This is a genomic window from Vibrio sp. zbq_1 (assembly GCF_043102935.1).
GTDB classification, from domain to species: domain Bacteria; phylum Pseudomonadota; class Gammaproteobacteria; order Enterobacterales; family Vibrionaceae; genus Vibrio; species Vibrio parahaemolyticus.
This window is the reverse complement of the sequence record NZ_JBICJH010000004.1, coordinates 762141-787307: the sequence shown is the minus strand read 5'-3', so window position 1 is coordinate 787307 and position 25167 is coordinate 762141. Positions and strand designations below refer to the sequence as shown.

General features: G+C 43.9%; 19 protein-coding genes. 10 read left to right on the top strand and 9 right to left on the bottom strand.

Translation table 11 applies throughout. The features are described 5' to 3' along the window. Nucleotides 1–4: 4 nt before the first annotated feature. The 3 genes from ACF8CV_RS03820 to ACF8CV_RS03810 all read right to left on the bottom strand — a co-directional run bounded on the left by ACF8CV_RS03820 (nucleotide 5) and on the right by ACF8CV_RS03810 (nucleotide 2233). A complete protein-coding gene (locus ACF8CV_RS03820; protein ID WP_005498869.1) occupies nucleotides 5–394 on the bottom strand; it encodes a DUF3319 domain-containing protein in 390 nt (129 codons plus the stop codon). Between the two features lie 128 nt (nucleotides 395–522). Beyond that, nucleotides 523–1512 (bottom strand): D-alanine--D-alanine ligase, encoded by a 990-nt coding sequence (locus tag ACF8CV_RS03815; RefSeq protein ID WP_138937291.1) that lies wholly within the window; start codon nucleotides 1510–1512, stop codon nucleotides 523–525. Between the two features lie 151 nt (nucleotides 1513–1663). Next, nucleotides 1664–2233: an SPOR domain-containing protein gene (locus tag ACF8CV_RS03810; RefSeq protein ID WP_005455347.1), complete on the bottom strand. Its 570-nt coding sequence runs from the start codon at nucleotides 2231–2233 to the stop codon at nucleotides 1664–1666. A 242-nt stretch (nucleotides 2234–2475) separates the two neighbouring features. Here ACF8CV_RS03810 and ACF8CV_RS03805 point away from each other — a divergent pair, with 242 nt between their 5' ends. Then, nucleotides 2476–5109 (top strand): bifunctional acetate--CoA ligase family protein/GNAT family N-acetyltransferase, encoded by a 2634-nt coding sequence (locus ACF8CV_RS03805; protein ID WP_025442755.1) that lies wholly within the window; start codon nucleotides 2476–2478, stop codon nucleotides 5107–5109. 86 nt (nucleotides 5110–5195) lie between these two features. Here ACF8CV_RS03805 and ACF8CV_RS03800 read toward each other — a convergent pair whose 3' ends face one another. Beyond that, nucleotides 5196–6083 (bottom strand): LysR family transcriptional regulator, encoded by an 888-nt coding sequence (locus ACF8CV_RS03800; RefSeq protein WP_005455339.1) that lies wholly within the window; start codon nucleotides 6081–6083, stop codon nucleotides 5196–5198. A 238-nt stretch (nucleotides 6084–6321) separates the two neighbouring features. Between ACF8CV_RS03800 and ACF8CV_RS03795 the strand changes: the two genes are divergently transcribed. Then, the gene (locus tag ACF8CV_RS03795; RefSeq protein ID WP_138937290.1) at nucleotides 6322–8403 is read left to right on the top strand and encodes a TonB-dependent hemoglobin/transferrin/lactoferrin family receptor; all 2082 of its coding nucleotides are present in this window, start codon (nucleotides 6322–6324) and stop codon (nucleotides 8401–8403) included. An 83-nt stretch (nucleotides 8404–8486) separates the two neighbouring features. Further along, nucleotides 8487–8612, top strand: a complete 126-nt coding sequence (locus ACF8CV_RS03790; RefSeq protein WP_005480852.1) for a hypothetical protein — start codon at nucleotides 8487–8489, stop codon at nucleotides 8610–8612. Nucleotides 8613–8738: 126 nt separating this feature from the next. Here ACF8CV_RS03790 and galE read toward each other — a convergent pair whose 3' ends face one another. Together galE and ACF8CV_RS03780 are read right to left on the bottom strand one after the other, a co-directional pair. After that, nucleotides 8739–9755: a UDP-glucose 4-epimerase GalE gene (gene galE, locus ACF8CV_RS03785; protein ID WP_005498859.1), complete on the bottom strand. Its 1017-nt coding sequence runs from the start codon at nucleotides 9753–9755 to the stop codon at nucleotides 8739–8741. A gap of 54 nt (nucleotides 9756–9809) precedes the next feature. Further along, on the bottom strand, nucleotides 9810–11768 hold the full coding sequence (locus tag ACF8CV_RS03780; RefSeq protein ID WP_138937289.1) for a diguanylate cyclase domain-containing protein: 1959 nt from the start codon (nucleotides 11766–11768) through the stop codon (nucleotides 9810–9812). A gap of 319 nt (nucleotides 11769–12087) precedes the next feature. On the opposite strand from ACF8CV_RS03780, the gene ACF8CV_RS03775 reads away from it, so the two are divergent. From ACF8CV_RS03775 to ACF8CV_RS03765, 3 genes are read left to right on the top strand one after another with little or no spacing between them, the layout of a single operon-like run. Further along, complete coding sequence (locus ACF8CV_RS03775) at nucleotides 12088–12843, top strand: 5-oxoprolinase subunit PxpA (protein ID WP_020835288.1); 756 nt, start codon at nucleotides 12088–12090, stop codon at nucleotides 12841–12843. Beyond that, nucleotides 12843–13526: an allophanate hydrolase subunit 1 gene (locus ACF8CV_RS03770; RefSeq protein WP_069528927.1), complete on the top strand. Its 684-nt coding sequence runs from the start codon at nucleotides 12843–12845 to the stop codon at nucleotides 13524–13526. Before ACF8CV_RS03775 ends, ACF8CV_RS03770 begins: the two co-directional genes overlap by 1 nt. Then, entirely contained in the window at nucleotides 13523–14458 is a 936-nt protein-coding gene (locus ACF8CV_RS03765) for a biotin-dependent carboxyltransferase family protein (RefSeq protein WP_005498848.1), read from the top strand. The genes ACF8CV_RS03770 and ACF8CV_RS03765 overlap by 4 nt, the downstream gene beginning before the upstream one ends. Nucleotides 14459–14480: 22 nt before the next feature. Here ACF8CV_RS03765 and ACF8CV_RS03760 read toward each other — a convergent pair whose 3' ends face one another. The 3 genes from ACF8CV_RS03760 to ACF8CV_RS03750 all read right to left on the bottom strand — a co-directional run bounded on the left by ACF8CV_RS03760 (nucleotide 14481) and on the right by ACF8CV_RS03750 (nucleotide 19405). After that, entirely contained in the window at nucleotides 14481–15914 is a 1434-nt protein-coding gene (locus tag ACF8CV_RS03760; protein WP_138937288.1) for an FAD-dependent oxidoreductase, read from the bottom strand. 342 nt (nucleotides 15915–16256) lie between these two features. Further along, entirely contained in the window at nucleotides 16257–18713 is a 2457-nt protein-coding gene (locus ACF8CV_RS03755; protein WP_171055852.1) for an ABC transporter permease, read from the bottom strand. Beyond that, on the bottom strand, nucleotides 18713–19405 hold the full coding sequence (locus ACF8CV_RS03750) for an ABC transporter ATP-binding protein (RefSeq protein WP_005455354.1): 693 nt from the start codon (nucleotides 19403–19405) through the stop codon (nucleotides 18713–18715). Before ACF8CV_RS03750 ends, ACF8CV_RS03755 begins: the two co-directional genes overlap by 1 nt. On the opposite strand from ACF8CV_RS03750, the gene ACF8CV_RS03745 reads away from it, so the two are divergent. From ACF8CV_RS03745 to ACF8CV_RS03730, 4 genes are all read left to right on the top strand, one after another. Further along, nucleotides 19404–20006, top strand: coding sequence for an arylesterase (locus ACF8CV_RS03745; protein ID WP_005455373.1), 603 nt, complete (start codon nucleotides 19404–19406; stop codon nucleotides 20004–20006). The genes ACF8CV_RS03750 and ACF8CV_RS03745 overlap by 2 nt on opposite strands. A gap of 83 nt (nucleotides 20007–20089) precedes the next feature. After that, nucleotides 20090–21289 (top strand): enoyl-ACP reductase FabV, encoded by a 1200-nt coding sequence (fabV, locus tag ACF8CV_RS03740; protein ID WP_021484013.1) that lies wholly within the window; start codon nucleotides 20090–20092, stop codon nucleotides 21287–21289. Nucleotides 21290–21477: 188 nt separating this feature from the next. Continuing rightward, on the top strand, nucleotides 21478–23388 hold the full coding sequence (locus ACF8CV_RS03735) for a GGDEF and EAL domain-containing protein (protein WP_005498840.1): 1911 nt from the start codon (nucleotides 21478–21480) through the stop codon (nucleotides 23386–23388). 71 nt (nucleotides 23389–23459) lie between these two features. Next, nucleotides 23460–25115 (top strand): ABC-ATPase domain-containing protein, encoded by a 1656-nt coding sequence (locus ACF8CV_RS03730; protein ID WP_025546194.1) that lies wholly within the window; start codon nucleotides 23460–23462, stop codon nucleotides 25113–25115. The last annotated feature ends 52 nt before the right edge of the window (nucleotides 25116–25167 follow it).

Sequence of the window (25167 nt, the reverse complement as noted above, 5' to 3'; positions counted from 1 at the left end):
TCTGTTATTTCTTTTGCTGTTGTGCCTGTGCTTGCATCGCTTTCTGCTTTGCAACTAAATAAGCTTCGATGTGTCGTTGAATAGCAGCTTTGCCGCCTTTAATGAGTTTTCCATTAAACATACAGTACCAACCGTTTGGTTCACCAGTGTCGTTTTTAATGGTATAGCCGTTAAAAACTTCTGATTGAACACCACCGGTTGGGTTTGCTCTTTGTCCAAGAGACGCGAATTCTTTCGGGTCAATGATTGATGCTGTGTCACACCACCAATCAATGCTCTTTTTCACCGCCGTCAAACTGCCTTGTAAAACGTGGTTTTTGATTTTAACCTTCCAAATACTGCCATCGGGTCCGCCTGACTGCAGGTTAAAACCTCTATAATTTGAAATTGCCATACCACTGAATCATCTGTTTAATGCGTTAATACAATCATAATTGTTACTGAGCATTATTCAAATATCGCTTGAACAAACCGTGCTCTATTCAACTATTTCTAACACAAAACGTATCGCGTAAACGTTAATCACTTTGCACTATTAATACAATCTTCAAGAAACTCATGGAACTTGTGACCATTGTTTTGAAGCATTTTAGGGAACATTGAAATTGGTGTCATTCCTGGGAATGTATTCACTTCATTCAAGTAAATTTCGTTATCTTCCGTAAGGAAAAAGTCGATGCGAGACAAATGACGAAGGTTCATTTGTTTGAATACGGTTTCTGACGCATGACGAATCTTATCGATCTGTTCTTGAGTCAGGTTCTTCGCTTCTACTTCTGTTAATGAATGGCTTGAGCTGCTGTATTTTTCATCGTATGAGTAAAATGCACCATCGGGTGCGATCACTTCACCTGGCTTAGTGATGTGCAGTTCACCGTTCATTTCATAAGCTGCGACTTCTAACTCACGAGGTTTTACCGCTTTCTCTACAAGTACTTGATCTGAATAACCAAACGCATCGTTTACTGCTTTAGCGATAGCTTGCTTCTCGGTTACACTGTAACACCCAACAGACGAGCCCTGACGTGCAGCTTTAACAAACACTTTTCCCCACTTTTCAAAGGATTGTTCAGCTTGTCTGTGAGCGTGTTCATCATTGCGAGTTAGGAATAAGTAAGGTGTATTTGGAATGTCTAAAGCGTCGTACCAAAGTTTTGATGTGATTTTATTGAAACTGTTGCTGCTTGCTTCTGGTCCACATCCTAAGTATGGGATACCGGCAATTTCGAATAGTGATTGAATGTCACCAGTCTCGCCAGGAAAGCCGTGAATACAAGGCACAATAAAGTCGATCGTTTGATTGGATTCATTCGAGCACAATTGTTTGGTGTTTAAATCAAGGTAAACCAATTCACCTTGATCTGTAACCCAACCTTCATTTTTTATTTCTACGCGAGTGACTTTGACGTTCTGAATTAGGTTTAGTTGTTGTTCAACAAAGTTAGCCGACAACAGTGAAATTTCGTGTTCAGAAGAGCCGCCGCCGCATAATAGAAGAATATTTTTAATCATGAATCAATCTTTCCGTGACCTACAAAAGATACTAGTTAATATGATAAACCTTTGAGGTGTAACGTACAGTTATTTTAGTGTGAGGAATTCTGTTCGAATAGGATTTGACCAAAGAAATAAGGGAGCGTATTGCTCCCTTATTTTGGTTTGATTAGTTGAGTTTGTTAAGCGTTGGAAATGATGAGTTCTTAATTGCGTCAATGCTTTTAACAAAAGGCTTCAACTGTTGGAATTGAGTTGGAAGCGTTGAAATCGCTTGTTGAGCTTCGGCGCTTGTTGCGTAGTCACCGTAAAGAACCGAGAACCACTTTGTGCCGTTGACAACTTTGTAATTCTCCCAAATCGGCTGACCGTTTTGAGGCAGTTTGTTTGCAAATTGATCAACTTTAGCTTGGCTACCGACGGCGACTACTTGGATGGTGTAACCGAATCGTTGAATACCTGCTTGCTTCTTGCTCGGTGGGACGATTTTAACGGGTTTTACCTGCTCTTTTGGTGTGAGTTTCACCACTTTTTTCTCTTCAGGCTTTGCCGTCATTTTCACGACTTCAGGCTTAACGTCTTGTTCTACAACTGCACTTTCAGACGCCATTATAGGCTTAGAGACTGCGTCTGATTTGTAGTCTTCTCGGTAGCTTTCGGAGGTGACATCTGTGATGTAAGTTTCCGAAACACAAGCTGAAAGAAGGACTGATAAGCCGATGATTGCGATTTTTTTCATGAAGTAACAAACGCTCTGGATAAATATTACGATAAATCATGCCGATAGCAGGCCCGTTTATCAAGCATCAAATACAATAATCTGCGAATTTGATGTGATGAGTAACACAAACTCTACAAGCACTGTATAGATTTGCTTCAATGTCCGGTTCGTTTATGTTTTCTGGCCTATTTATTCGTTTATGATTGTTGATATCAACGTAGCAGATTGCAAGTAAGTCGCGACAAGCCGCAGGAGTTCACATGAATAAACTACATAAGCTCTTTAAACCTAGTTCCGTAGCGGTAATTGGCGCCTCTCAAAAAGAACTCCGTGCAGGCCAAGTCGTTATGCGGAATCTTCTGCAAAGTGGGTTTGACGGTGCAATCATGCCAGTTACCCCAAGGTATAAAGCGGTATCGGGTGTCATTGCCTATCGCGATGTTGCTTCCCTGCCCTATACGCCGGATATCGCTATTCTCTGTACTAATGCTTCGCGAAATGAACAACTTCTCAAAGAGCTGGATGAGCGTGGTACTCCATTCGCGATAGTAATTTCTGATGATGCACAAACGCTAGATTTGTCATCTCTTAATATTCGGGTTCTTGGACCAAACAGTCTTGGAATTATCTTACCTTGGCATAATTTCAATTGTACGTTTTCGCCTGTCGCAGCAAAGCCGGGAAAGATTGCTTTTATCTCTCAATCGGCTGCCGTTTGTACCACGGTTTTAGATTGGGCTAACGACAAAAATATCGGGTTTTCTTCATTTATCTCGATTGGGCGTGGACAAGATATTGATTTTGCAGATTTGCTCGATTATTTGAGTATGGATGGTAATACCGAAGCAATATTGTTGTATGTCGACTCCATTCAAGATGCACGACGATTTATGTCTGCAGCCCGTGCCGCTTCTCGCAATCGTCGTATATTAGTGTTGAAAGCTGGTCGTTCAAAAGAAATGAATACGTTCGAGCAGCAAGATGGCGATACGCTCGATGTGATTTATGACTCTGCGATACGAAGAACGGGTATGCTGCGTGTTAGCAATACGCATGAGTTATTTGCTGCGGTAGAGACGCTGACGCACTCAGTTCCGTTGCGTGGAGAACGCTTAGCCATCATCACTAACGGTGGCGGCCCTGCCGTCATGGCAGTCGATACACTAGTTGAACGAGGTGGCAATTTAGCGACTCTGGACGAAGTAACAACCGATCAGCTCCGAGCCATTTTACCGTCTAACTGGCGGGGTGTTAATCCGATAGATCTTTCCGGAGATGCAACGAAAAAACGCTACGTAGATGCGATCAATGCGGTAATGAATAATGATTGTGCTGATGCGATTTTGATTATGCACAGTCCTTCTGCCGTGTCTGATTCTTATGAAACGGCTTTGGCGGTTATTGAAGCCATCAAGAATCACCCTCGACATAAACATTTTAATGTCCTAACTAACTGGTCTGGGGAACAAACATCTCGAGATGCTAGACTGGCATTCACTCAAGCGGGGATACCTACCTATCGTACGCCGGAAAGCGCGGTCGTTGCGTACATGCACCTCGTTGAATACAGGCGAAACCAGAAACAGTTGATGGAAACGCCAACAACAGCAGAGCCACTGCACTCAGGTAGCGTAAATTCTGCAAAAGAATGGGTAGATGAACGACTACTGGATAAAAACACAGTTACACTGGATACACACCAAACTAGCCCACTATTTAAGCTTTTTGGCTTTAATGTTTTGCCTACTTGGATAGCATCGGATGAAATCGAAGCTGTTCACATGGCAGAAAATATTGGCTACCCGGTCGCCGTGAAGCTTCGCTCTCCTGATATTCCTCACAAATCAGACGTACACGGCGTGGCGCTTAATTTGAGAAATAGTCGAGAAGTTTCTAACGCTGCACAATCGATTTTAGATACCGTCAAATTCAGTTACCCATCTGCAAACGTACACGGCCTGCTAGTTCAAGGCATGGCGAAGCTTGGCAGCGCGGAAGAGTTGCGAATCAGTATCGCGGTTGACAAGGTATTTGGGCCTGTCATTTTACTTGGTCAAGGTGGATCTGAATGGAACATCGCTCAAGATGCGGTGGCCGCCCTGCCTCCTTTGAATATGACGCTTGCACGCTATTTAGTCGTGGTTGCATTAAAGTCCGGGAAGATCCGTCTTCAGAAACACAAAGATGCGCTCGATATCACTGAGCTGTCAAAATTCTTAGTTCGTATTTCGCAAATGGCGGTTGAGTTACCTGAAATACAAAGACTGGATATCCATCCAGTATTGGTGTCTGGAGATGACTTAACCATACTTGATGCTGATGTGACGCTTTGCAAATATGAAGGTGACGCTCAAAAACGACTGGCTATTCGCCCTTTCCCTGCTGAATTTGTTGAAACTGTGACACTGCGTGATGGTCAACCAATCCTTCTTCGTCCAATTCTTCCTGAAGATGAGCCACTCCACGCTCAGTTCATCAATAGTGTATCCAAAGAAGATCTCTATAAACGGTTCTTCTCAGAGGTTGGTGAGTTTAACCACGAAGCTTTAGCTAATTTTACTCAAATTGACTACGACCGAGAGATGGCCTTTGTCGCAGTAGCCTTTGATAAAAGTGGACCGTCGATCATTGGTGTCGCGCGTGCGCTGATCACGCCAGACAATAGTGATGCTGAATTTGCGATTTTGGTTCGCTCAGATTTGAAAGGAAAAGGATTAGGAAAAATCTTGATGGAGAAGATCATCAGCTATTGCAAAATTAAAGGCACGAAACAAATGTCAGGTATGACAATGCCTACCAATCGAGGGATGCTGATGCTTGCTCAACGTTTGGGGTTTGAAGTTGATGTCCAGTTTGCAGACGGTACGGCAGATATGGTGCTACCTTTAAATTAATGAGTGAGGAGCGTGCTCTCTTTCTACCGCTCAACTTCTTAGATTCAGTAGACTCATCTGAATCTAAGAAGTAAAAAGTGACGCTGTTACTTTAGTTTCCAATTCTTCTTCAGATACTGAATGCACCAAGATTTCGCTTCACCCATGGTGTTTCTTCTCCACGCTAGAATGATATCCATCGGCTGCTCTTCTGTGCCTTCAATTTGCTTAAGTACGCCTTTTTCTATTAACGGTAGCGCGATTTGTCTAGGTAAGGTACCAATCCCTAAGCCTGCGGTTAATGCTTCTACTTTTGCTGTAAAGTTAGTAACAGTGAGTCTAGGTTGCTTTTGAATGATGTTTATCGAAAGTGCTGGCTGTTCGCGTGCGGTGTCTGCAATGGCAATAATTCGGTATTTCTCTCTTGCTGAATCATCAAACTCGCCACTGCGTTTGTGAACGTAATGCTCGGTTGCCGCAACCCAAATCATGGACATCTTGCCAATTTTCTCTGCTTTCACTTCTTGCGGTAACGTATCCAACGAAGGGCACACAAGCAGATCAGCTCTTCCTGTATTCAGAGATTCCCAGCTTCCTGCAAGAATTTCTTCTTGCAGCCTAATGCGTGTCGAGCTTACTTCCGCCAGCGCATCCACCATCGGAAAGAAGTTTGAAATTGGAATGATGCCATCAAACGCAACAGTAATATCCAACTCCCAACCGTTGGCAAGTAAAGTCGCATCATTCACTAACTTTTCACTCGCTTGCAGAATTGCACGCCCTCTTTCCAAAATGAGCTTACCCGCCTCCGTAAAGAGCGCTTTGTGTCCTGAACGGTCAAAAATATTGATGTCGAGATCTTGTTCGAGCTTTTGGATTTGGTAACTCAGTGAAGATGGTGCTCTATCGAGCTCATTTGCCGCTGCCGCAAAGCTGCCTCTGCGATCTATCGCATCCAAGATATGGAGCGCTTCTAAAGTGATAGGGCTCTGCACGATAACTCCCTTTGTGTGATGTGAATCACAGCTGTGATATTTGGATAGATTTGTCAGAAATCGTTTTCAACAATATAACACACTGATAAATAAAGACTAGAAATGCCAAGCATTCAAGAATAGACGACATCAAAATTTGAATGTTAAAATGATAATGATAATGATAGTAATTATTATTTAGATCCATTAACATTTGCGCGTTGTTATTGCCTATTATGGATTTAAGGTATTGAAACCAATGTATAATAAATCAATTTTATCAGCCTCTATTCTGATTGCACTATCCCAAGGTGCCTACGCTGAAGACCATTCAACCTTCAATGAAGTGGTCGTGACTGCGACTCGTACTAATAGCCAAATCGAAGACACTGCTGCTTCTGTTGCCGTCGTTACTGATAAGAACATCGAAGAAAGCATGGTCACTGGCTTAGATGATATCTTTGAGTACACGCCAGGAGTCACGGTTAAGACAAACTCGCGTCAAGGTGTCCAGAGTATCAATATTCGAGGTATCGAAGGTAACCGAATTAAGGTTCTTGTTGACGGCGTATCTCAAGGTAACCAGTTCGAATCAGGGAATACGTTCATTAACTCTGCTCGCGTTAACGTGGATACCGACCTAATAAAAGCGGTTGAAATTGTAAAAGGTGCAGCATCGTCTCTGCATGGTTCTGACGCAATTGGTGGCATTGTGGCATTTGAAACCAAAGATCCGGCTGATTTCCTTAAGGGTCGTAACTTTGGGGGCCATGCGAAGTTCAACTACTCTTCCGAAGACAATACATTCAGTGAATCTGTTGCACTAGCGAACAAAACGGGCGATTTGGAATCTTTAGTTGCCTATACGCGTCGCGACGGCGATGAACTGGATAACTTTGGAGATCTAGCAGATGCAAGTACTGAAGCGAACAACTTACTGGTTAAACTTCAGTACCAAGTCAATGATGCACATCGTGTTGAGTTCAATGGGAATTATATTCGCAACAAAGGCAACGGAAAGCAGTCTTACAACGGTTATACGAATGCAACAAGTGAAGATGTAACAGAGCAATATCAAGTTGGTATAAAACATATTTGGGAGATGCAAACGGCCCTGGCGGACTCCCTTACCTGGCAACTAGATTGGCTTAGCAAGGAAGAAAACGGCATTACTGATCGTGTTAAAGGCCAGAATATCCAACGTAAAGACTACATCTACGAGGATGAAGGCTACCAGTTTGACTCACAGTTTGACAAATATCTCTCGCTTGGTAGTACAGAGCATTACTTTGTGTACGGTGCATCCTTTAGTGATAAAGACATTAAGAACGTCAACAAAGAGTACAACAGTGCAAGCGCGAACAAAGAAATTTTCTATATTCCTTCTGCGAGCGAGCGTCGTTACGGGCTCTTTTTACAAGACGAGATTACGGTAGGTAACTTTACGATTACTCCGGGCGTACGGTGGGATGCATTTGAAACCGATCCAGGCGATACAAGCAGTAACCCAAGTGGTAACGCGGCTAGCGACTACAAAAAGTTCTCTGATTCTGCATTTACAGGCCGCTTAGGTTCTGTTTATAAGCTTAATGAACAACATCGTTTATTCGCGCAAATCAGCCAAGGTTTCCGTGCTCCAGATTTCCAGGAGTTGTACTACTCTTTCGGTAACCCAATGCATGGCTACATTTTTAAGCCAAATCCTGATTTAAAAGCAGAAGACAGTATTTCGTACGAGTTTGGTTGGCGACATAACAATGACATTTCTAGCAGTGAAGTGTCAGTTTTCTACAGCGACTACGACAACTTCATCGAAAGTAAAACCGTCTCTGGCACTTGGACGCCAGTGACTGACCCTGCAATTCAGCAGTACGTGAATATAGGCAAAGCGACAATTAAAGGTATTGAGTTTTCAAACCAACTTTCGTGGAACAAGTTCATGCCAATCGAAGGCTTTAGCTCTCGTGTAGCAGCGGCGTATACGGAAGGTGAAGATGGAAACAATAATCCACTAAACAGTGTTAACCCTTGGAACCTTGTCGCTGGTTTTAATTACGATTCAGAACAAAACTGGGGAACCACGTTAACCATTAACTACACAGCTTCTAAAGACAAAAGCGACATAAATGACGATAAAGTGTTGCCTCTCTCTGCTGCTACGGTTGTAGATATCACCACGTACTACAAACCTATAAAAGATCTTACGTTGCGAGCAGGTCTGTTCAACGTGACAGATGAAGAGTACTACAATTGGAATGATGTGCGTGACCTTCAGACAGAGAACAAAGATCTGACTCAAGCTGGGCGGAACTGGTCAATTACAGCAAAATACGAGTTCTAAAGCCTCCGAAAACACAAAAGCCAGCTTAATGCTGGCTTTTTTAATTGGCTTTCATTTCAAAAATGTTAAGAAAAGTATGAAAAATGAAAGCTTACTGTTTTGCCATCTCTTTCTTCACCATCACTGCTGCTGCAACGATGAATGCGATGATCAGACCAAGCTCCATGAACTACCCCAATAGCTACAAGAAAATTTACGACCTAAATTAAGAGTCATGGGTAGTTTAGCACTTATCTATTTGGTTGCTACCTTTTAACCAGTAATTTACGATTTTTTCCGATTTAGATCAAAAAAGGCGCTGGAATGCGCCTTTTTGTTATTATAGCGTTAAAAGATTAAGCGTCTGGGTAACCTTGTGGGTTATTTGATTGCCAGCGCCATGTGTCTCCTGTCATCTCTTCAAGAGTACGTGATGCTTTCCAGCCTAGTTCATTCATTGCTTTTGAAGGATCTGCCCAACATTCTGCAATGTCACCAGGTCGACGTTCAACCAGCTGGTATGGCACATTTTTACCGCATGCGCTTTCAAATGCTTTTACCATTTCAAGAACGCTGTAACCATTACCGGTACCAAGGTTGTAGATGTGCAAACCAGCTTTACTGCCGACTTTTTCTAGCGCAGCAACGTGGCCATCTGATAGATCCATTACGTGAATGTAATCACGAACACCAGTACCATCTTTGGTTGGGTAATCACTACCGAAGACAGATAGAAACTCGCGACGACCAACTGCTACTTGAGAAATAAATGGCATTAGGTTGTTTGGAATACCTTGCGGGTCTTCACCTAACTCACCAGTTGGGTGCGAACCAACAGGGTTGAAGTAACGAAGAAGTGTGATGCTCCAGTCAGGGTTCGCTTTTTGGAAGTCAGTTAAGCACTCTTCTACCATTAACTTGCTACGACCGTATGGGTTAGTCGCACTAGTTGGGAAGTCCTCAGTAATTGGCACAGATGCAGGATCACCATAAACTGTCGCAGATGAGCTAAATACCAGTGATTTCACGCCTGCTTCACGCATTGCGTCCACAAGAACAAGTGTGCCATTTACGTTGTTATCGTAATACTCAAGCGGTTTTTCTACTGATTCTCCGACTGCTTTTAGGCCGGCAAAGTGAATAACGGCTTCAATATTGTGTGCTTTTAGTGCCTCAACAAGCGCAGCCTTATCGCGAATATCCGCTTCAATAAAAGTAGGCTTTACGCCACATACTTTTTCAATGCGCTCTAAGACTGTAGATTTGCTGTTGTATAGGTTATCGAGAATAACTGGTGTCATACCAGCTTCGATCATTTGAATACAAGTGTGGCTGCCAATGTAGCCCATACCACCCGTAACAAGTACTTTCATTTTATCAATCCTTCTGACGCGAATCCGGTTAGTGTAAAGCTTTAATGCGACAATTTAAACGGTCTCTTGCAATTCGCATCCCATTAATATTGCTTGCCCTTTTCCGGCTTTCTTCGCTTGGTACATTGCGGTATCCGCACTCTTTAAAATACGGGTTGCGTCTCGTTCATTAACGCCAACCAATTTCACCCCAATGCTCACACCGACTTTTAACTCATTACCTTTGTATTCAATAGGCGCGCAGATGCTCTCTAACAATTGCTCGGCGATTCGCGTTACGACTTTTTGATTGGCCGGGTTGACCAGCATAACAAACTCATCGCCAGACAGGCGTGCGATTAAGTCACTGTGCCTAGTCGCCGATGTCAAACGATCTGCGACACGTTTTAAAACTTCATCCCCAGCGTCATGGCCGTATGTGTCGTTGATTTCCTTAAAACCATCTAGATCAAGATAAAGTACCGCAAATTCATCGCGCTGATAGCCTGATCTTTGGACTAAATCTTCCAGCTCTAAATGGAACTTAGAACGATTTGCTAATCCTGTAAGCGCGTCATGATGTGCGAGATACTCGAGGCGCTCCATCTCTTTTGCATTGGAGAGATCGGTAAGAATAATGACCAAGTCGTAGAAACCGTTATCCTCGCACTTCACGATGCGATTTACTCGAGCAAACATTGGCACAAGTAAGCCTAAGTGATTTTGCTCAATCACTTCCCCTTGCCATACGCCATAGTTTTCAATGGACTCAATGATACTCGGCATCATTTCTTGTAATTTTCGCCAACGAAGAGTTTGAATGAAAGACTGACCAACTAACTGGTCGATTTCTAAACCCACAAGTTTGGTGACTGCTGGGTTAACCATGGTGATGACGCCTTTGTGATTAAGCACAATAAGGCCGTCTTGACTGGCTTCAAACACTCGACCAGCTACGCGCTGGCGATTCATCGCCTCTTCAATCTCTGTGATGTCTTGAATGGCGAAGAGAAGATAACCGTGGTTAGACAAACGACGAGTCGTTAGGCTTAGCTGCTGTTCGTTATCAATGTTTTGAAGGTGGATATCATCACACTCTAAGCATCGACTAAGAATTTGGCTAAGCTCGTTCGGCATTTTTGTTTTTATCAGATCGCGGATATTCGCATTTTCTAATGTTTCCGGTGTTTTCTGAAATATATGCTGAGTCGCAGCATTACTGTGGATAATGGTGCCAAGGTTGTCGGTAATAACCAACGCATACTGAATGGATTCAATGACTTCTTCTGAAAATGCTCTTTTTTGTTCGAGCGTAGCTAACGAATGCTGGCGTTGTTTTTCCCTTTTTCGGAGTTTGGTCATCATTCGGTTGAATGAGTGAATAACTTCGCCCAGTTCGTCTTTAGAATGATGACGAATTTGTACGTGAGAGGCATTACCAAAAGTAACATCTTGAATTGCACCGTTGAGATCGAGCAACGGTCTTAGAATGATATGATCAATGGTAATGTAGAAAATAATGCCACCAGCCGCCAATATCAGCAGAAGTACGCCGGCATCTTTCAAGAATGAATGTTGCGCATTTATAATTGGAATGTGTGACAACGTCACTCGAATTGAACCAATCACATGCCCTTCATGGATGATAGGCTCAAGTACGTACAAAAACTTGGCGGACAACGCATACCCTAATGCATCGAGCTTACTTCTTTCATTTTGATTAGGAACGGGAGCAGACTCCCCACTCCCTTCAAGCACAACAAAAGGTTCATTGGCCCTATCATACAATTTCACTCTAGAAACGTTGGGCTGTTCTAGAAGATCGGCCAGAATAGTTTGTGCTTTTCGCTTGTTCTTTGTTGTGAGCGCATCTTTAATTGAATAAGACACGTTATTGATTAACTTGCGAGTTTGCTCAACCAACTCATGTTTTGACGATTGGTATGCGGTGTACGAGGTATAACCTTTTGAAGCAACAAAGATCGCCGTAATAAAAACCAGAATCGGCCAGATAAGCTTTGCTCGTAATGACATATATATTCCTGTCGCACAACAACAACTAGAAGACAAAAGAGTTGTTATGCAAACTATCACCCAATAGAAGCCGTAAGACTAACATGACGGCAAAGCAAAATAACGTTAAATTCTCAAAAATTGGATTGAAAAGGACCGAATTACCTTAAAATTCGGATCAAATCAAAGAACGATAACGACGTACTGGACTCTAATGATCTTTCTCAGCTCGAGTTCTAAGTAAAAATCTCATTCTGGTTGTTTGAAGAATGAACTGAGTCACTGAAGATAAAAGGTTTTTCCTGCATCGTGATGTGATTGCTAAGGTAACTATAAATATATGACATTGAATAAACAGCAACTGACATTAAATTGCGATATGGGCGAGAGCTTTGGTTCTTGGACGATGGGCGCTGACGATAGCGTGATGCCTCATGTCGATATGGCGAACATTGCTTGTGGCTTTCACGCTTCCGATCCGAACGTGATGCACGACACGATTACCTTAGCGAATCTTCACGATGTTGATATTGGTGCGCATCCCGGTTATCCCGACTTACAAGGTTTTGGTCGACGCAGCCTCAGTATGAGCAGCGATGAAATTACTAACATGGTGATCTATCAAGTAGGCGCGTTGCAGGCATTGTGCCGTGCGCAGTATACCGATATCGGTTATATCAAGCCTCATGGTGCCCTTTACAACGATATGATGAAAAGCGATGCGGTTTTTCGAGCGGTCGTTAAAGCAGCCGCACTGTTTAAAGTACCGTTGATGATCCTTGCATCGCAAGAGAACGAAAAATATTTAGAAATCGCGGACGATTATGATGTGCCATTGTTGTTTGAGGCGTTTGCCGATCGCCTGTATCAGGATGATGGGATGTTGACACCAAGAACGCACCCAAATGCCGTTTTGAAAGATGAGCTAGCGATTTTAGAACAAGTCAGAACATTGGCTGATTCAGGCCGAGTAAAAACCGCGTCAGGCAGTTATATCTTGTTAGAAGCGGACACAATATGCGTCCATGGAGACAATGAAGAGTCGATCGCTTTGATTCAAAAAATTCGTCAAAGCCTCTACTCCGGAGGAAATTAATGCATCAAACAAAGTTCTCGATTGATTTGGTTTCTGAATGCAGCATTTTGATTCGATTTGATGAAACCATTTCTGAAAACTCAATTGGACAGTTAGCGCGAGCAATGAACCAACATCTGTCCCATATTGTCATGAATATCGTTCCTTCCTATCGAACCGTGTTAATTGATTACTTACCGTTCAGAATCAGTGAATTTCAGTTAGTCGACATACTGCACAATATCTTAGTCGCGTTTGATCCAAATAAAGCCGACAAGGCTGAGCCTAACGAAATTTCGATCCCCGTTTATTACTCGGAAGAAACTGCTTTAGATTTGGAGCGTTTTGAAGAACAAGGCATTGATCTCGGAGCGCTTATTGATGCTCATACAAAGCCGGTATATACCGTTTCCGCGATTGGGTTCGCACCTGGCTTCGCCTTTCTTTCTGATGTGGAAGAGAGTATCGCCATGCCTAGGTTAAAAACGCCGAGAACGTTTGTGCCATCAGGAAGTGTCGGCATTGCCGATAGTAAGACCGCCGTTTACCCATCAGACAGTCCAGGTGGCTGGAATATCATAGGTCGCTCTCCACTCTCACTCTTTTCGGATACTCCTCCTTTTATTCCTTTTGAAGTTGGTGACAAGGTCACGTTTTATGCGGTATCAAAACAGGAATTTCTTGAATTAGGGGGAGCGTTATGAGCGCATCAGGATTATTAGTTGAAAAGTCAGGGCCTTTGTCATTGATTCAAGACTTTGGCCGTTTTGGTCTTGCTCACATCGGGATAACGCAAGGTGGCCCTGTTGATGATTACGCCTACAGTTGGGCTAATCATCTACTTGGAAATCGTGTAAATTGCTCAGCAATCGAGATTACGCTAGGCAATGCTTGTTTTGTCGCCTTACAAGACTGTCACCTGGCAATTTGTGGCGGCGATCTGAATGCATCAGTAGATGGTCACCCTATTGCTAATTGGTCGGATTTTTCGATAAAAAAAGGTCAAAAGCTTCAGTTCGGAATGGCGAAAAATGGCCTTCGCGCCTATCTCGCTGTAAAAGGTGGCTTCAATGTGCCTGAGCACCTTGGGAGCTCATCGACCGTGCTTCGTGAAGCATTAGGTGGACTAGAAGCCAATGGTAACGCTCTAAAAGCTGGAGATGTTCTCCCTTTTGACGCGCATTCATTACCTAACCATAAACCAAGAATCATGACATTTCGTTTCAAGCCAGATTACAACTTGCCAATTACACTACGCGTTATTGAAGGTTATCAATGTGATGATTTCAGTGTTGAAGCTAAAGAAAAATTCTATTCGGGAAGCTTTGCGATCTCGCCAGACTCTAATCGAATGGGCTATCGCCTTGAAGGAAATACGGTAAAGCCACCTTATGATGGCATCTTATCTGAAGGGATCGCGCTAGGCGCCATTCAAATTCCCCATGATGGTAATCCGATTGTATTACTCAATGACCACCAAACCATTGGCGGGTATCCAAAGCTTGGTTGTGTTGCAAGAATAGATTTGCCTAGATTAGCGCAAGCGAAGCCGGGTCAGAAAGTGCGTTTCATCAAGGGTGATAGACAAGGTTTACAGGATGTGTGGTGTCAGTGGGCTCAGTTCTTTGGCTACTGAGCCCTATTCAGTTTTTGGCTGTTTACATCCCGTAGCGTTCAGCTAGAGCGTGCGGATAGCCTCGTTCTTCGGTAAGTTTAATCGCGTATTGTTCGATTTCGTTTTCAGACCAATTAACGGTCACTGGATGTTGCGCTTCTACATTTTGTTGAGGCGTGATATCAAACCAATACTGAAGCATTTTTTGAGCAGCTAACAACGTAGAAGACGCTTTCACAACTTCAATTCGAGCGTAGTGATTTTGTTCGAATGAAACATCTGCCGCGCGAAGCACAGGATCTGTGCCTGGAATCTGTTGAGCACCAAACAATGCTTTGCCACCTTTTTCCGCTGTTTTGTAATCAGGGATAAATTGGGCCATGTGTTGTATTGCGTTATGCGTTCTTTCACCCAAAATTTCTTCACGCCACCCACTGCGAATTTTAGACAGTAACGGTACAGGTAGCTCAGGTTGAGCAGAGAGTGACGTGCTTTCAACTAAGCCATCTTCAAACAACGTGATCTCTTTCGTCATGCCGTGCAGCTGGAAATAGCCATCTCCATAAGGAGTTAATTGCGCCATTCCTTTATCTGTGCCACGGGGGCCGTGGAAAATGACTTCTGGCCATTGCTGGTTACATTCGTTCCATTTGGTCACGTAAGCGGCTTTGAATTCAACTAAACGGTCACGCTTAGCGCCAACTGCGTTATCAATAGTTCCCGTCTCGAAACCACATGCGTTGACTAAGTAATCACAAGTAAGCAAACAATTGACGCCATTGTGTTCGTAAGTCAATTGCCAATGATCACCAAGCCAATCTGCCTGATTCAGTGTCGCTTGAGTAATCACGTTTGAATTCGGCAGTTTTGCTAAGGTTAAGTTAGCAATAGCCGCTAATCGGAACACGCTCCAACCATACTCCTGAACGGCAACGACCGGATATTTTAATTGCTCTAAATCAGCGTGCTGAGCAAAAGGAATGCTCCATTCATCAAAGGTGGATGGATGTTCTGGTTGGTTTTGTTTTGCCAGTTCCTGCAATTCTTCTTTCGAATACAGTTTGAAATACTCTTCAGGCTCGCCAAGTACTTTGTTGTGTTCGTCTTTGTCGACCAACGCCTGGTAAGCACTTTTAATCACCTCTAAGCGAGGCAGAAGCGCGAATGGGTCACCCCCATCAGAGTGAGGTACGGCAATAATGGTAGGACGAATATTCAGTGAGTGAGGATACAGTCTGATCGTATCTATAGATTGCGTAAGCAAATCCAAACATTGTTGTTCAGAAATTTCACGATACAAATTACCGCCCGCATGAAGGTGACAAATTGGTGGGCCGTTGACTAACGAGACGCCCTTTTCAATAACAGAGACTTTGAATCCCAACTCTGCAAAATGAATGGCGGCTGTGGCACCGGCTACACCACCACCTATAACGGCGATGTGTTTATCTTTATGACTTAGAAACTCAGACTTCATTGCTTCACTAAAAATTTTATAAGGAGAAATCTTTACTAACCGTGATTCTACTCGGGTTTTGGCATGATTAAAATCACAAAAAGTTCATGGGTTTGCGATAACTTTAAAAGTTGCTTTACGGAATAAAAAAATTGCAAAAAAAGTGCTTGACGAAGTGGTTTGATGAGCGAATTTTTAGCCTGTTGTGTATAAGAATCCCACTCTAAGACCCATGGCGTAAAGCTTGCGGAAACACCCCTATTTTTGACCTCTCCAGTTATCCCAAAAGTTATCCACCGTTTTTGTGGATAACTAAAATAAAAATGTCATGGAGTGAGTCCGCGTTAGTTATATAAATGGGTATTAAGTGTTTACTGGCGTTAGCAATCTTTTCAACAAACTCATTACAACAAGTGCCAGTGTAACGAAAGTGGCTAACGGTAAAGCTATCCACAATTCAGGGTGAATTTGAGCATTGAGGTCAAACCCATACTTCATCACTGCTGCAACACAGGCTTCGGCTGCCATAACGGCGACAGAACTTGCGACAAGCGCCATAATTCCGTATTCCGCCCACAAGGTTGTATTAATCCGTTTTTTGCTTGAGCCAAGCGTACGATACAGACGGATTTCTTGCTGACGTTGAGACAAGCTCAATCGCAATAATGTAAAAATGAGCAATAGTCCTGCAACTACGCCTAACAAAGCAAGAATGGTGATCGCAGAAACGATTTGTTGTATTAGCGCCTGTATTTTCTCTCCCATCGTTCGGATGTCTAACACAGAAACTGTTGGGTGCGCTCTCGACATTGATGTAAGCAGCGATTCGTTTCCTTCATTGATTCGGTAGCTAATTAAATATGAACCCGGAACATTTGCCATCACATCAGAAGAAAAGATGAAATAGAAGTTAGGCTTCATATCTCGCCACTCAACATAGCGAATGGTATCCACCGACGCATCAAAGTTTTGGCTGTTGATAACAAACCTTAATTTGTCTCCAAGTTGAATACCCAAATCGCGCGCGACATCGGCTTCAACAGATACACTGTTTGCGTTCGTCCATTTTCCTGAAAGAACGTCATTATATTCTGGTAACTGATCACCCCATGTTAAGTTAAGCTCTCGACGGATTGCGTCAGAGCCTTCCCCTTCATATTCAACGCCTTTAACGTTTTGGCCATTAATCTCTGTGAGTCGTCCTCGAATAATTGGAAATGCTTGTGACCGCGTCACTCCATTTTTATCCAGTGTTTCTAGGTAGTTAGCCAGTTCATAACCGGCAATGTTTAATGCAAATACATTAGGCGCATCCGCAGGCAAAGTCCGTTCCCAATCTGCGAGGATATCGCTACGGACAAGCCAAATAATGGAAAGGAGCATCAAAGAAAGTGAAAGCGCACCAAACTGCAAACCGCTGGTAATAGGCGTGCGGTTGATTCGGCTCAGTGCCAACTTCATCGCTGGCTTGGTGGCAAAGCGGGAGAATAACTTCGTCAGTGCGATGCTTAATCCGGCCAACACGACAAATAGTGCTGCAATACCCGCCAGTACAATCCAAACCAAAGTGTTGTTTGCGTACAACGCGAGCAATGGAAGCACTGGGACAAGAACGAGCAGCAGTCGCTTCCAAGATCGTTGCGCTGTGCCCTGCTGTAAAACCTCAAGTGCTGGTGTCTTAATTAACCCAAGTAGCGGGATACCAAGCGCCGGAACGGTGATGAGAATGGCAGAAACCACAGCGACAATAAACGGAGTGACGCCGTAACTCGGCAGTGGGTTTGGCAAGAGATCTTTTAGAGGAATACGTAACAAATATTCCAAGCCGCTACCCAGAATGAGTCCGACAATGCTGGCGGTTACCAATAGAATGGCAACTTGAATCAATAACCACTTTTCTATCCAACGTCTGCTCGCGCCAAGGCTTTTCAACATTGCGATGGTTTGAGTTCGGCTATTCACGTAGTTTTGGCAAGTAAGAACCAACGTTGTCGCGGCCATAATTATGACGATAGCTACGGTCAATGATAAATACTGTGTAGTGCGATCAAAAACTTCATTGCTGCGACTCGCGGTATCTTGAGTACGCCAGCGATCACTTGGTGACAGCTCTGTCTTATCTTGGAGTTGCTTTAGCGCCGCATTGTCTGCTTTTAGAAACAGTCGATATTGCACTCGACTGCCGACTTGTATCGCGCCTGTTTTTTCTACGTCGCTTTGGTGAATATACGCCGCAGGCATTTGTTGGAATGGATTGAAACTTAAACCCGGCTCCATCAGCACGGCACCTGAAACAGTGAAATCTGCATCACCAATAGTTACATTGTCACCTTTAGTGACTTCTAATTGAGCCATAATACGTTCGTCTAACCAAAGCTGATTAGGCTTCACGCGACCTGACTCATTCCCATCTAAAACCAACTCTCCCATTAAAGGATAACTTTCATCGACACCTCGTACAGAAATAAGCTGCATTCCGTTATCGCTAAAAGCCATGGTCGAAAATCGGGTCATCACGGAGCGCTCAAGTTGCTCTGTCGATTTTAATAGTGAGTCAGATAATGGGTTTGCGGAAACGAACACCGCATCCGCTGTTAATGCATCCTTCCCCTGCTTGACAATCACTTGCTCCATACGAGATGCAAGTGCAGACAATGCAAAAATGCTCGCGATGACCAACACAAGAGCGACGCTGATCGGCCAAAGGTTTCCTTGTCTAATTTCGCCCAAACTCCAACGCACCAAACTTTTATTCGGAGAGTGTTGCTTCAATCCACGTTGATCTGAAGATGTTACTTCACTTGAAGATACTGCTGACATTACATCTCCTCCTTAAGCTCACCCGCCTCCATACGATAAATTCTGTCGCATCGGCTTGCTAAGTTCACATCATGAGTGACCAATATTAATGTCGTACCGTGCTGGCTATTGAGATCGAACAACAGCTCGATGACTTTATCCGCGGTTTGGTGATCAAGGTTCCCTGTCGGTTCATCAGCAAACAGCAATTCTGGCTGAGTCATAAATGCTCTGGCCAACGCGACGCGTTGTTGTTCACCACCAGAAAGTTGACTTGGTAAGTGGTCGAGTCGCTTTTCCAATCCTACGGCGCTTAATAATTCTGTCGCTCGTGCTTCATCTTCGGCTTCTCCGCGTAAAAGACACGGTAAGGTCACATTGCGAAGTGCACTCAAACTTGGGATAAGTAGAAAGCTTTGAAAGACAAATCCTAGAGAATCGGCTCGGATTTTCGCACGAGCTTCGTCATCTAGCTTCGAAAGTTCGTGTCCTAGAAGCGTGATTTCTCCGGAGGTTGGTGTGTCGAGCCCCGCCAACAATGTCATTAGAGTGGATTTGCCTGCACCAGATGTGCCGACAATTGCGATGGTCTCGCCCTTTCTGATGTCAACATTTACATCTTTAAGGATTGTTAATTGTTCTTGATTAGTAGAGACTTGTTTAGAAACCAAATTCGCTTGAACAATAGGTGCTTTGAGTACAGGTGTTTGCATGATTCGTTTACTTTCCTTAGTTCTCTTTTTTTGTCTTTCCGCCGCATCGCAAGCAAGCGAAAAGCTTCTTGTTCTTGGTGATAGCTTGAGTGCGGGCTATCAAATGCCGATTGAGAAGAGTTGGCCTAGCTTACTCCCTGACGCGCTGCTCGAACACGGGCAAGATGTAACAGTTATTAATGGCAGCATCTCCGGAGACACTACTGGCAACGGTTTGGCTCGCCTCCCGCAACTGCTTGACCAACATACACCAGACTTAGTTCTTATCGAGTTGGGCGCCAATGATGGGTTGCGTGGCTTCCCTCCCAAAGTTATTACGTCGAATCTGTCGAAAATGATTAGCATGATCAAAGATTCTGGTGCCAATGTGGTCATGATGCAAATTCGTGTCCCACCTAACTACGGCAAGCGCTACAGCGACATGTTTTACGACATCTATCCCAAATTGGCTGAACATCAACAAGTTCAGTTAATGCCGTTCTTCTTAGAGCATGTGATCACCAAACCAGAGTGGATGATGGATGATGGCTTACATCCGAAACCTGAAGCGCAACCTTGGATTGCGGAATTCGTTGCTCAAGAATTGGTTAAACATCTCTAATTTTGATGGTCTAGCTCAATAAGTTTTACCTAACTTTACGTTAATCTAACCAGAATTCCACTCACCGAGGTTAGATCACAACAATGCGAATAGAACCGTTAATTCAAGGTGTTGTTGCTCGCTCTGCGCATCCACACGGTTGCCATGCATCCATAAAAGAGCAAATTGAATACGTAAAAAAAGCCCCGCAGATCAAAAGCGGCCCTAAACGAGTTTTAATTATTGGTGCTTCCTCCGGTTTTGGGTTAGCAGCACGTATTGCCCTAACGTTTGGCGGCGCTGAAGCAGACACCATTGGCGTCTCGTTTGAACGAGGTCCATCTGAGAAAGGGGTTGGCAGCGCAGGCTGGTACAACAACATCTTTTTCAAACAAGAAGCAACACATGCAGGACGCACTGCAATCAATATTGTTGGTGATGCATTCTCTGACTCTGTCCGTAATGAAGTTATCGAAGCGATCGAAACCTACTTTGAAGGTGAAGTCGATTTGGTGATTTACAGCCTTGCAGCGGGCGTTCGTCCAAAACCTCATTCAGATACGTTCTGGCGCAGTGTGATTAAGCCTATTGGTGAGTCGGTTACTGGCGCTTCCATCTTACTTGAAAATGATCAATGGGTTGAAACCACGCTCGAGCCTGCCACCGAAGAGGAAGCAGAAGCGACCATTAAGGTCATGGGTGGAGAAGATTGGGAAAGCTGGATTGATACTCTCATCAACACGGAATCCGTCGCTCAAGGTTGCAAAACCATTGCATTCTCATACATGGGCCCAGAAGTTACTCACCCAATCTATCTCGATGGTACTTTAGGCCGAGCCAAAATTGATTTGCACCAAACCAGCCATGCATTGAATCTGAAGCTGGCTAACTTCGACGGTGGTGCCTACGCCACGGTGTGTAAAGCGCTGGTAACCAAAGCCAGTGTTTTCATTCCTGCTCTGAGCCCTTACCTTTTAGCTCTGTACCGAGTAATGAAAGAGAAAGGCACGCATGAACGCTGCATCGAACAAATGCAACGTCTGTTCACGACGAAGCTTTACGATCAGCCTAAAGTTCCTGTTGATGGCGAGCGATTAATTCGAATTGATGACTTAGAACTGGATCCGCAAACGCAGGCTGAAGTGAGTCATTTATTAGAACAAATGAATGCGGAGAACTTTAAAGAGATTGGTGATTACCAAGGCTTTAAAGACGAGTTCATGAAACTCAACGGCTTTAACTTTGACGATGTAGACTACTCGCAAGACATTTCGTTAGAAACCTTGGCGTCACTTAAGCCATAAGTTCGTCAAATTTGTTTCATATTTGAGATGGCTTCCAACAATTTAGGGTCCTGAAAGGTTTTCAGGACTTTTTTTTGTTTCGTCTGTGGGCGACCCTATACTTAAGTAAAACGACTAATGTTATAACAATTACTACTGCATAAATCTTCGATTCACAGGATGTGAAACTACCGGAAAGGAAGGTCTCTATGGGGAGATTTCAAACACTAGATTATGAGATTCCTGAATCCATGCAGCGAAGCTGGCAGGATATCGTCAATCTCCTCGCACAGATTGCAGACGTGCCAACCACGCTTATCATGCGAGTGCATCAAAACCACATCGAAGTAAACACCTCAAGCGACACCCAAGGTAATCCATATAAAGCTGGTGACAAAGAAGATCTTGGACATGGTTTGTACTGTGAACATGTCATTGAAACCAAAAGCCAACTGGTTGTTCCCGATGCCCTTGCAGATGAAAAATGGTCGAATAACCCGGACATCAAACTTGGTATGCTCTCCTATTGTGGTTTGCCGTTGTTTTGGCCAAATGGAGAAACGTTTGGAACCATTTGTATGTTGGACTCCAAAGCCAATGAGTACAGCGAAACTTACCGGCAATTGCTCAATACGTTCAAGGACTCAATAGAAGCTCAACTTGCTGTTGTCTACCAACAATACAAACTGTTGAGACTTAACAGCGAACTCAAAAATCGCGTAGAAAACCGAACTACTGACCTCGCCCAACTCAGCTTTTCACTCACCCAAGAAATTGACCGCCGCAAAGCCGCTGAAAGACAAGTTAACTACCAGAAAACCCATGACCAAGGTACCGGATTTCTTAATCGCGCCGCACTGGAAGCGGTGGTTGAAGATACGCTTCAATCCCTAGAACACGGGCATCAGTCTTTAATTGTTATAAATGTGGGCTTTAGTAATGCGCGTAGCATACAAACTCGATACGGCTTTGAAGCGTTTGATGAGATCCTCAAAGAATTTCGCAAGCGCCTTGGGACGAACGATTCAAACTACTTCATTACTGGTCGCCCAAGTTCAAACGACTTAGTGCTTTTGTTATGGGGAGAAGATGCTGATTCGAAACTGCATAATCTGCTCGATAAAATCACTAATATCAGCGTGGGGAACTTCTATATCAACGACACAGAAGTGCATTTGCACTCCTACGTTGGCGTAGTTCAGGCTCATCGCTCGAGCAGTGCCAAACAACTTCTACAAAATGCTTGTTACGCGATGTTGCTATGTAAAGAGTCGGGTGAAGCTTACAGTTACTTCTGTGAGAGCCACACGCATGAGTTGAACAACCATAATCAGCTCGAAAGTTATCTGCTCCAAGCGGTACGTAATGACGATTTGATGTTGTATTTCCAACCGAAAGTGAACCCTCATACGCACAAATGGATAGGTGCAGAAGCGCTATTACGCTGGCGTCACCCCGTTTTAGGCGATGTATCTAACGAAGCGCTCATCCACATGGCTGAGCAAAATGGGCTCATATTTGAAGTGGGCTCATTTGTTCTGCGTACTGCTATCGACAAAGCCAAACAGTGGTCTGAGTTATTCGATAATTTCAAAGTCGCGGTAAATGTCTCTCCTATTCAACTGCAAAACGTGAATTTTGCCGAGCAAGTTGAACACCTTCTCGAAGCGTTTCACCTTCCGGCACGTTTTCTTGAGTTAGAAGTGACAGAAAGTGCGTTAATTGCTGATGAAGTGGTCGCACGAACAACCCTTAAAAAATTGAATAAACTTGGCGTGACATTGTCACTTGATGATTTTGGTACGGGTTACGCCTCTTTCAGTTATTTGAAGAAGTACCCTTTTGATGCCATCAAAATCGACAAGAGTTTTGTTCAGCAAATGGAAAAATCCGACGATGACCGCGCAATCATTTGTTCCATCATCCATATTGCGAAAAAACTTGAGCTGCAAGTGGTCATTGAAGGAATTGAATCGCCACAACAAGAGCAGTTTTTGATTGGCGAAGGATGCGATATCGGACAAGGCTTTTTGTACGGAAAACCGATGCCTTGTAACGAGTTCGAACAAAGTTTGTTTAATCAGCGTCAAATTGGTGGCCAATACGCCTATTCTTCATAAGCTCTCCTTTACTCTCCTTGCGGCGGTTTCTATAATCGCCGCCCGCTTCTAATTAAAAGGCCAATATCTTCATGGATCAGTTAACTGCCACGCTTAAGAAAATTGAAAAGCAGAACTACCGTGCTTACCAACAAATCAAAGGTCAGTATGACTTCACTGATTTCACGTTGTTTATCGATCATGTTCAAGGCGACCCGTATGCTTCTGCGTCACGTTTTCGTGCGACTCGTGCTTGGTCACTAACTGGTCTTGAGTGGCTAAAAGACGAGTCTCCGGCGTTCCAACGCGCGGCTCGCGACTTTATTGCTCGTAGCTTTGAGCAATTTGCTAAACAAGAAAATACCGTATCAATCGCTTTAAATGGTCAAACGGTTTTAGACAGCACAGCGGTGCTATTCACAGAAGAAGGGATTGAACTGCGTTTTCGTGTCAACCTACCCGCTGAAGGCCGTTCTGTGCTTGGTAAAAAGGCGAACAACATCCTCACGTTCCATCTGCCTAAATTTATTCGACGCGCGACGCTTGAGCGTGAGTTGGATAAAGAAGCGATGGTGAAGCACTGTCAAGTCGTAGAAGATCAAAGCGCACTAAGAGAACAATTAGAAGCACACAATCTTGTTGCGTTTGTTGCGAATGGTAGCGTTCTACCACGTATTGCGGGTAACTGTGATTTGCCGATGAAAGAAGCAGTGGAGTTTACGGCTCCTGAGTCTTTGCAGGTGACTCTGCATGCACCAAACAAAGGTTACGTGACTGGACTTGGCATTCCCAAAGGCATCACTTTGATTGTCGGCGGTGGTTTTCATGGTAAGTCGACCTTACTGAACGCCATTGAGCGTTCTATTTACGATCACATTCCTGGTGATGGTCGCGAGTACATCGTGACAGATCAGAAAGCGATGAAGATTCGTGCTGAAGATGGCCGTTGTGTGCATCACTTAAATCTGTCGAACTACATCAACCATTTGCCAATGGGTAAAGATACTGCAGATTTCTCAACGCAAGATGCATCAGGTTCAACATCGCAAGCGGCTTGGTTACAAGAATCTATCGAAGCCGGTGCGACATCACTGCTGATCGATGAAGACACGTCAGCAACTAACTTTATGATTCGTGATGAGCGTATGCAGGCACTTGTGGCAAAAGGTGATGAGCCAATCACACCGCTGGTTGACCGTATCGGTCAATTACGTGATGAACTGGATATCTCTACTATCATCGTTATGGGTGGCTCTGGTGATTACCTAGATGTGGCGAATACCGTTATTCAGATGCATGACTACCAAGCGGTCGACGTGACTGAAAAAGCAAAACAAGTGATTGCTCAGCACCCTACTCAGCGCCATAACGAATCAGAAGAGAGCTTACAAACTTTCCGACCACGCGCACTAAACCGAGTGGCTCTTATGAATATATTGACTGATGGTAAATTCCGCGTAAGTGCAAAAGGCAAAGATTCACTGCGTTTTGGTAAAGAATTTACTGACCTTAGCTCTCTAGAGCAGATTGAGTCTGCTGACGAGGTGAACGCCATTGGTTGGTTGTGGTTCCAACTTGCACAACTGCCTGGTTGGTGTAACAACCCTGCAAAAGAAATTGAAGAGATGTTATCGGGCGAATGGCACGCATCACTGCCTAAACAAGGTGACCTTGCTAAACCACGTACTTTGGATGTAATGGCAGCACTTAACCGTATGCGTAAGTCACAGTTCAAACCTTCACACTAAGTATTTTGTATTTGACGTATCACGACTTATCCAAGTCTGGCTCGTCTAAAAC

Bases quoted from the DNA above. Each gene is read 5' to 3' on its own strand.
- ACF8CV_RS03820 (WP_005498869.1), bottom strand. From the start codon at position 394: ATGGCAATTTCAAATTATAGAGGTTTTAACCTGCAGTCAGGCGGACCC.
- ACF8CV_RS03815 (WP_138937291.1), bottom strand. From the start codon at position 1,512: ATGATTAAAAATATTCTTCTATTATGCGGCGGCGGCTCTTCTGAACAC.
- ACF8CV_RS03810 (WP_005455347.1), bottom strand. From the start codon at position 2,233: ATGAAAAAAATCGCAATCATCGGCTTATCAGTCCTTCTTTCAGCTTGT.
- ACF8CV_RS03805 (WP_025442755.1), top strand. From the start codon at position 2,476: ATGAATAAACTACATAAGCTCTTTAAACCTAGTTCCGTAGCGGTAATT.
- ACF8CV_RS03795 (WP_138937290.1), top strand. From the start codon at position 6,322: ATGTATAATAAATCAATTTTATCAGCCTCTATTCTGATTGCACTATCC.
- ACF8CV_RS03790 (WP_005480852.1), top strand. From the start codon at position 8,487: ATGAAAGCTTACTGTTTTGCCATCTCTTTCTTCACCATCACTGCTGCT.
- galE (WP_005498859.1), bottom strand. From the start codon at position 9,755: ATGAAAGTACTTGTTACGGGTGGTATGGGCTACATTGGCAGCCACACT.
- ACF8CV_RS03780 (WP_138937289.1), bottom strand. From the start codon at position 11,768: ATGTCATTACGAGCAAAGCTTATCTGGCCGATTCTGGTTTTTATTACG.
- ACF8CV_RS03775 (WP_020835288.1), top strand. From the start codon at position 12,088: ATGACATTGAATAAACAGCAACTGACATTAAATTGCGATATGGGCGAG.
- ACF8CV_RS03770 (WP_069528927.1), top strand. From the start codon at position 12,843: ATGCATCAAACAAAGTTCTCGATTGATTTGGTTTCTGAATGCAGCATT.
- ACF8CV_RS03765 (WP_005498848.1), top strand. From the start codon at position 13,523: ATGAGCGCATCAGGATTATTAGTTGAAAAGTCAGGGCCTTTGTCATTG.
- ACF8CV_RS03760 (WP_138937288.1), bottom strand. From the start codon at position 15,914: ATGAAGTCTGAGTTTCTAAGTCATAAAGATAAACACATCGCCGTTATA.
- ACF8CV_RS03755 (WP_171055852.1), bottom strand. From the start codon at position 18,713: ATGTCAGCAGTATCTTCAAGTGAAGTAACATCTTCAGATCAACGTGGA.
- ACF8CV_RS03745 (WP_005455373.1), top strand. From the start codon at position 19,404: ATGATTCGTTTACTTTCCTTAGTTCTCTTTTTTTGTCTTTCCGCCGCA.
- ACF8CV_RS03750 (WP_005455354.1), bottom strand. From the start codon at position 19,405: ATGCAAACACCTGTACTCAAAGCACCTATTGTTCAAGCGAATTTGGTT.
- fabV (WP_021484013.1), top strand. From the start codon at position 20,090: ATGCGAATAGAACCGTTAATTCAAGGTGTTGTTGCTCGCTCTGCGCAT.
- ACF8CV_RS03735 (WP_005498840.1), top strand. From the start codon at position 21,478: ATGGGGAGATTTCAAACACTAGATTATGAGATTCCTGAATCCATGCAG.
- ACF8CV_RS03730 (WP_025546194.1), top strand. From the start codon at position 23,460: ATGGATCAGTTAACTGCCACGCTTAAGAAAATTGAAAAGCAGAACTAC.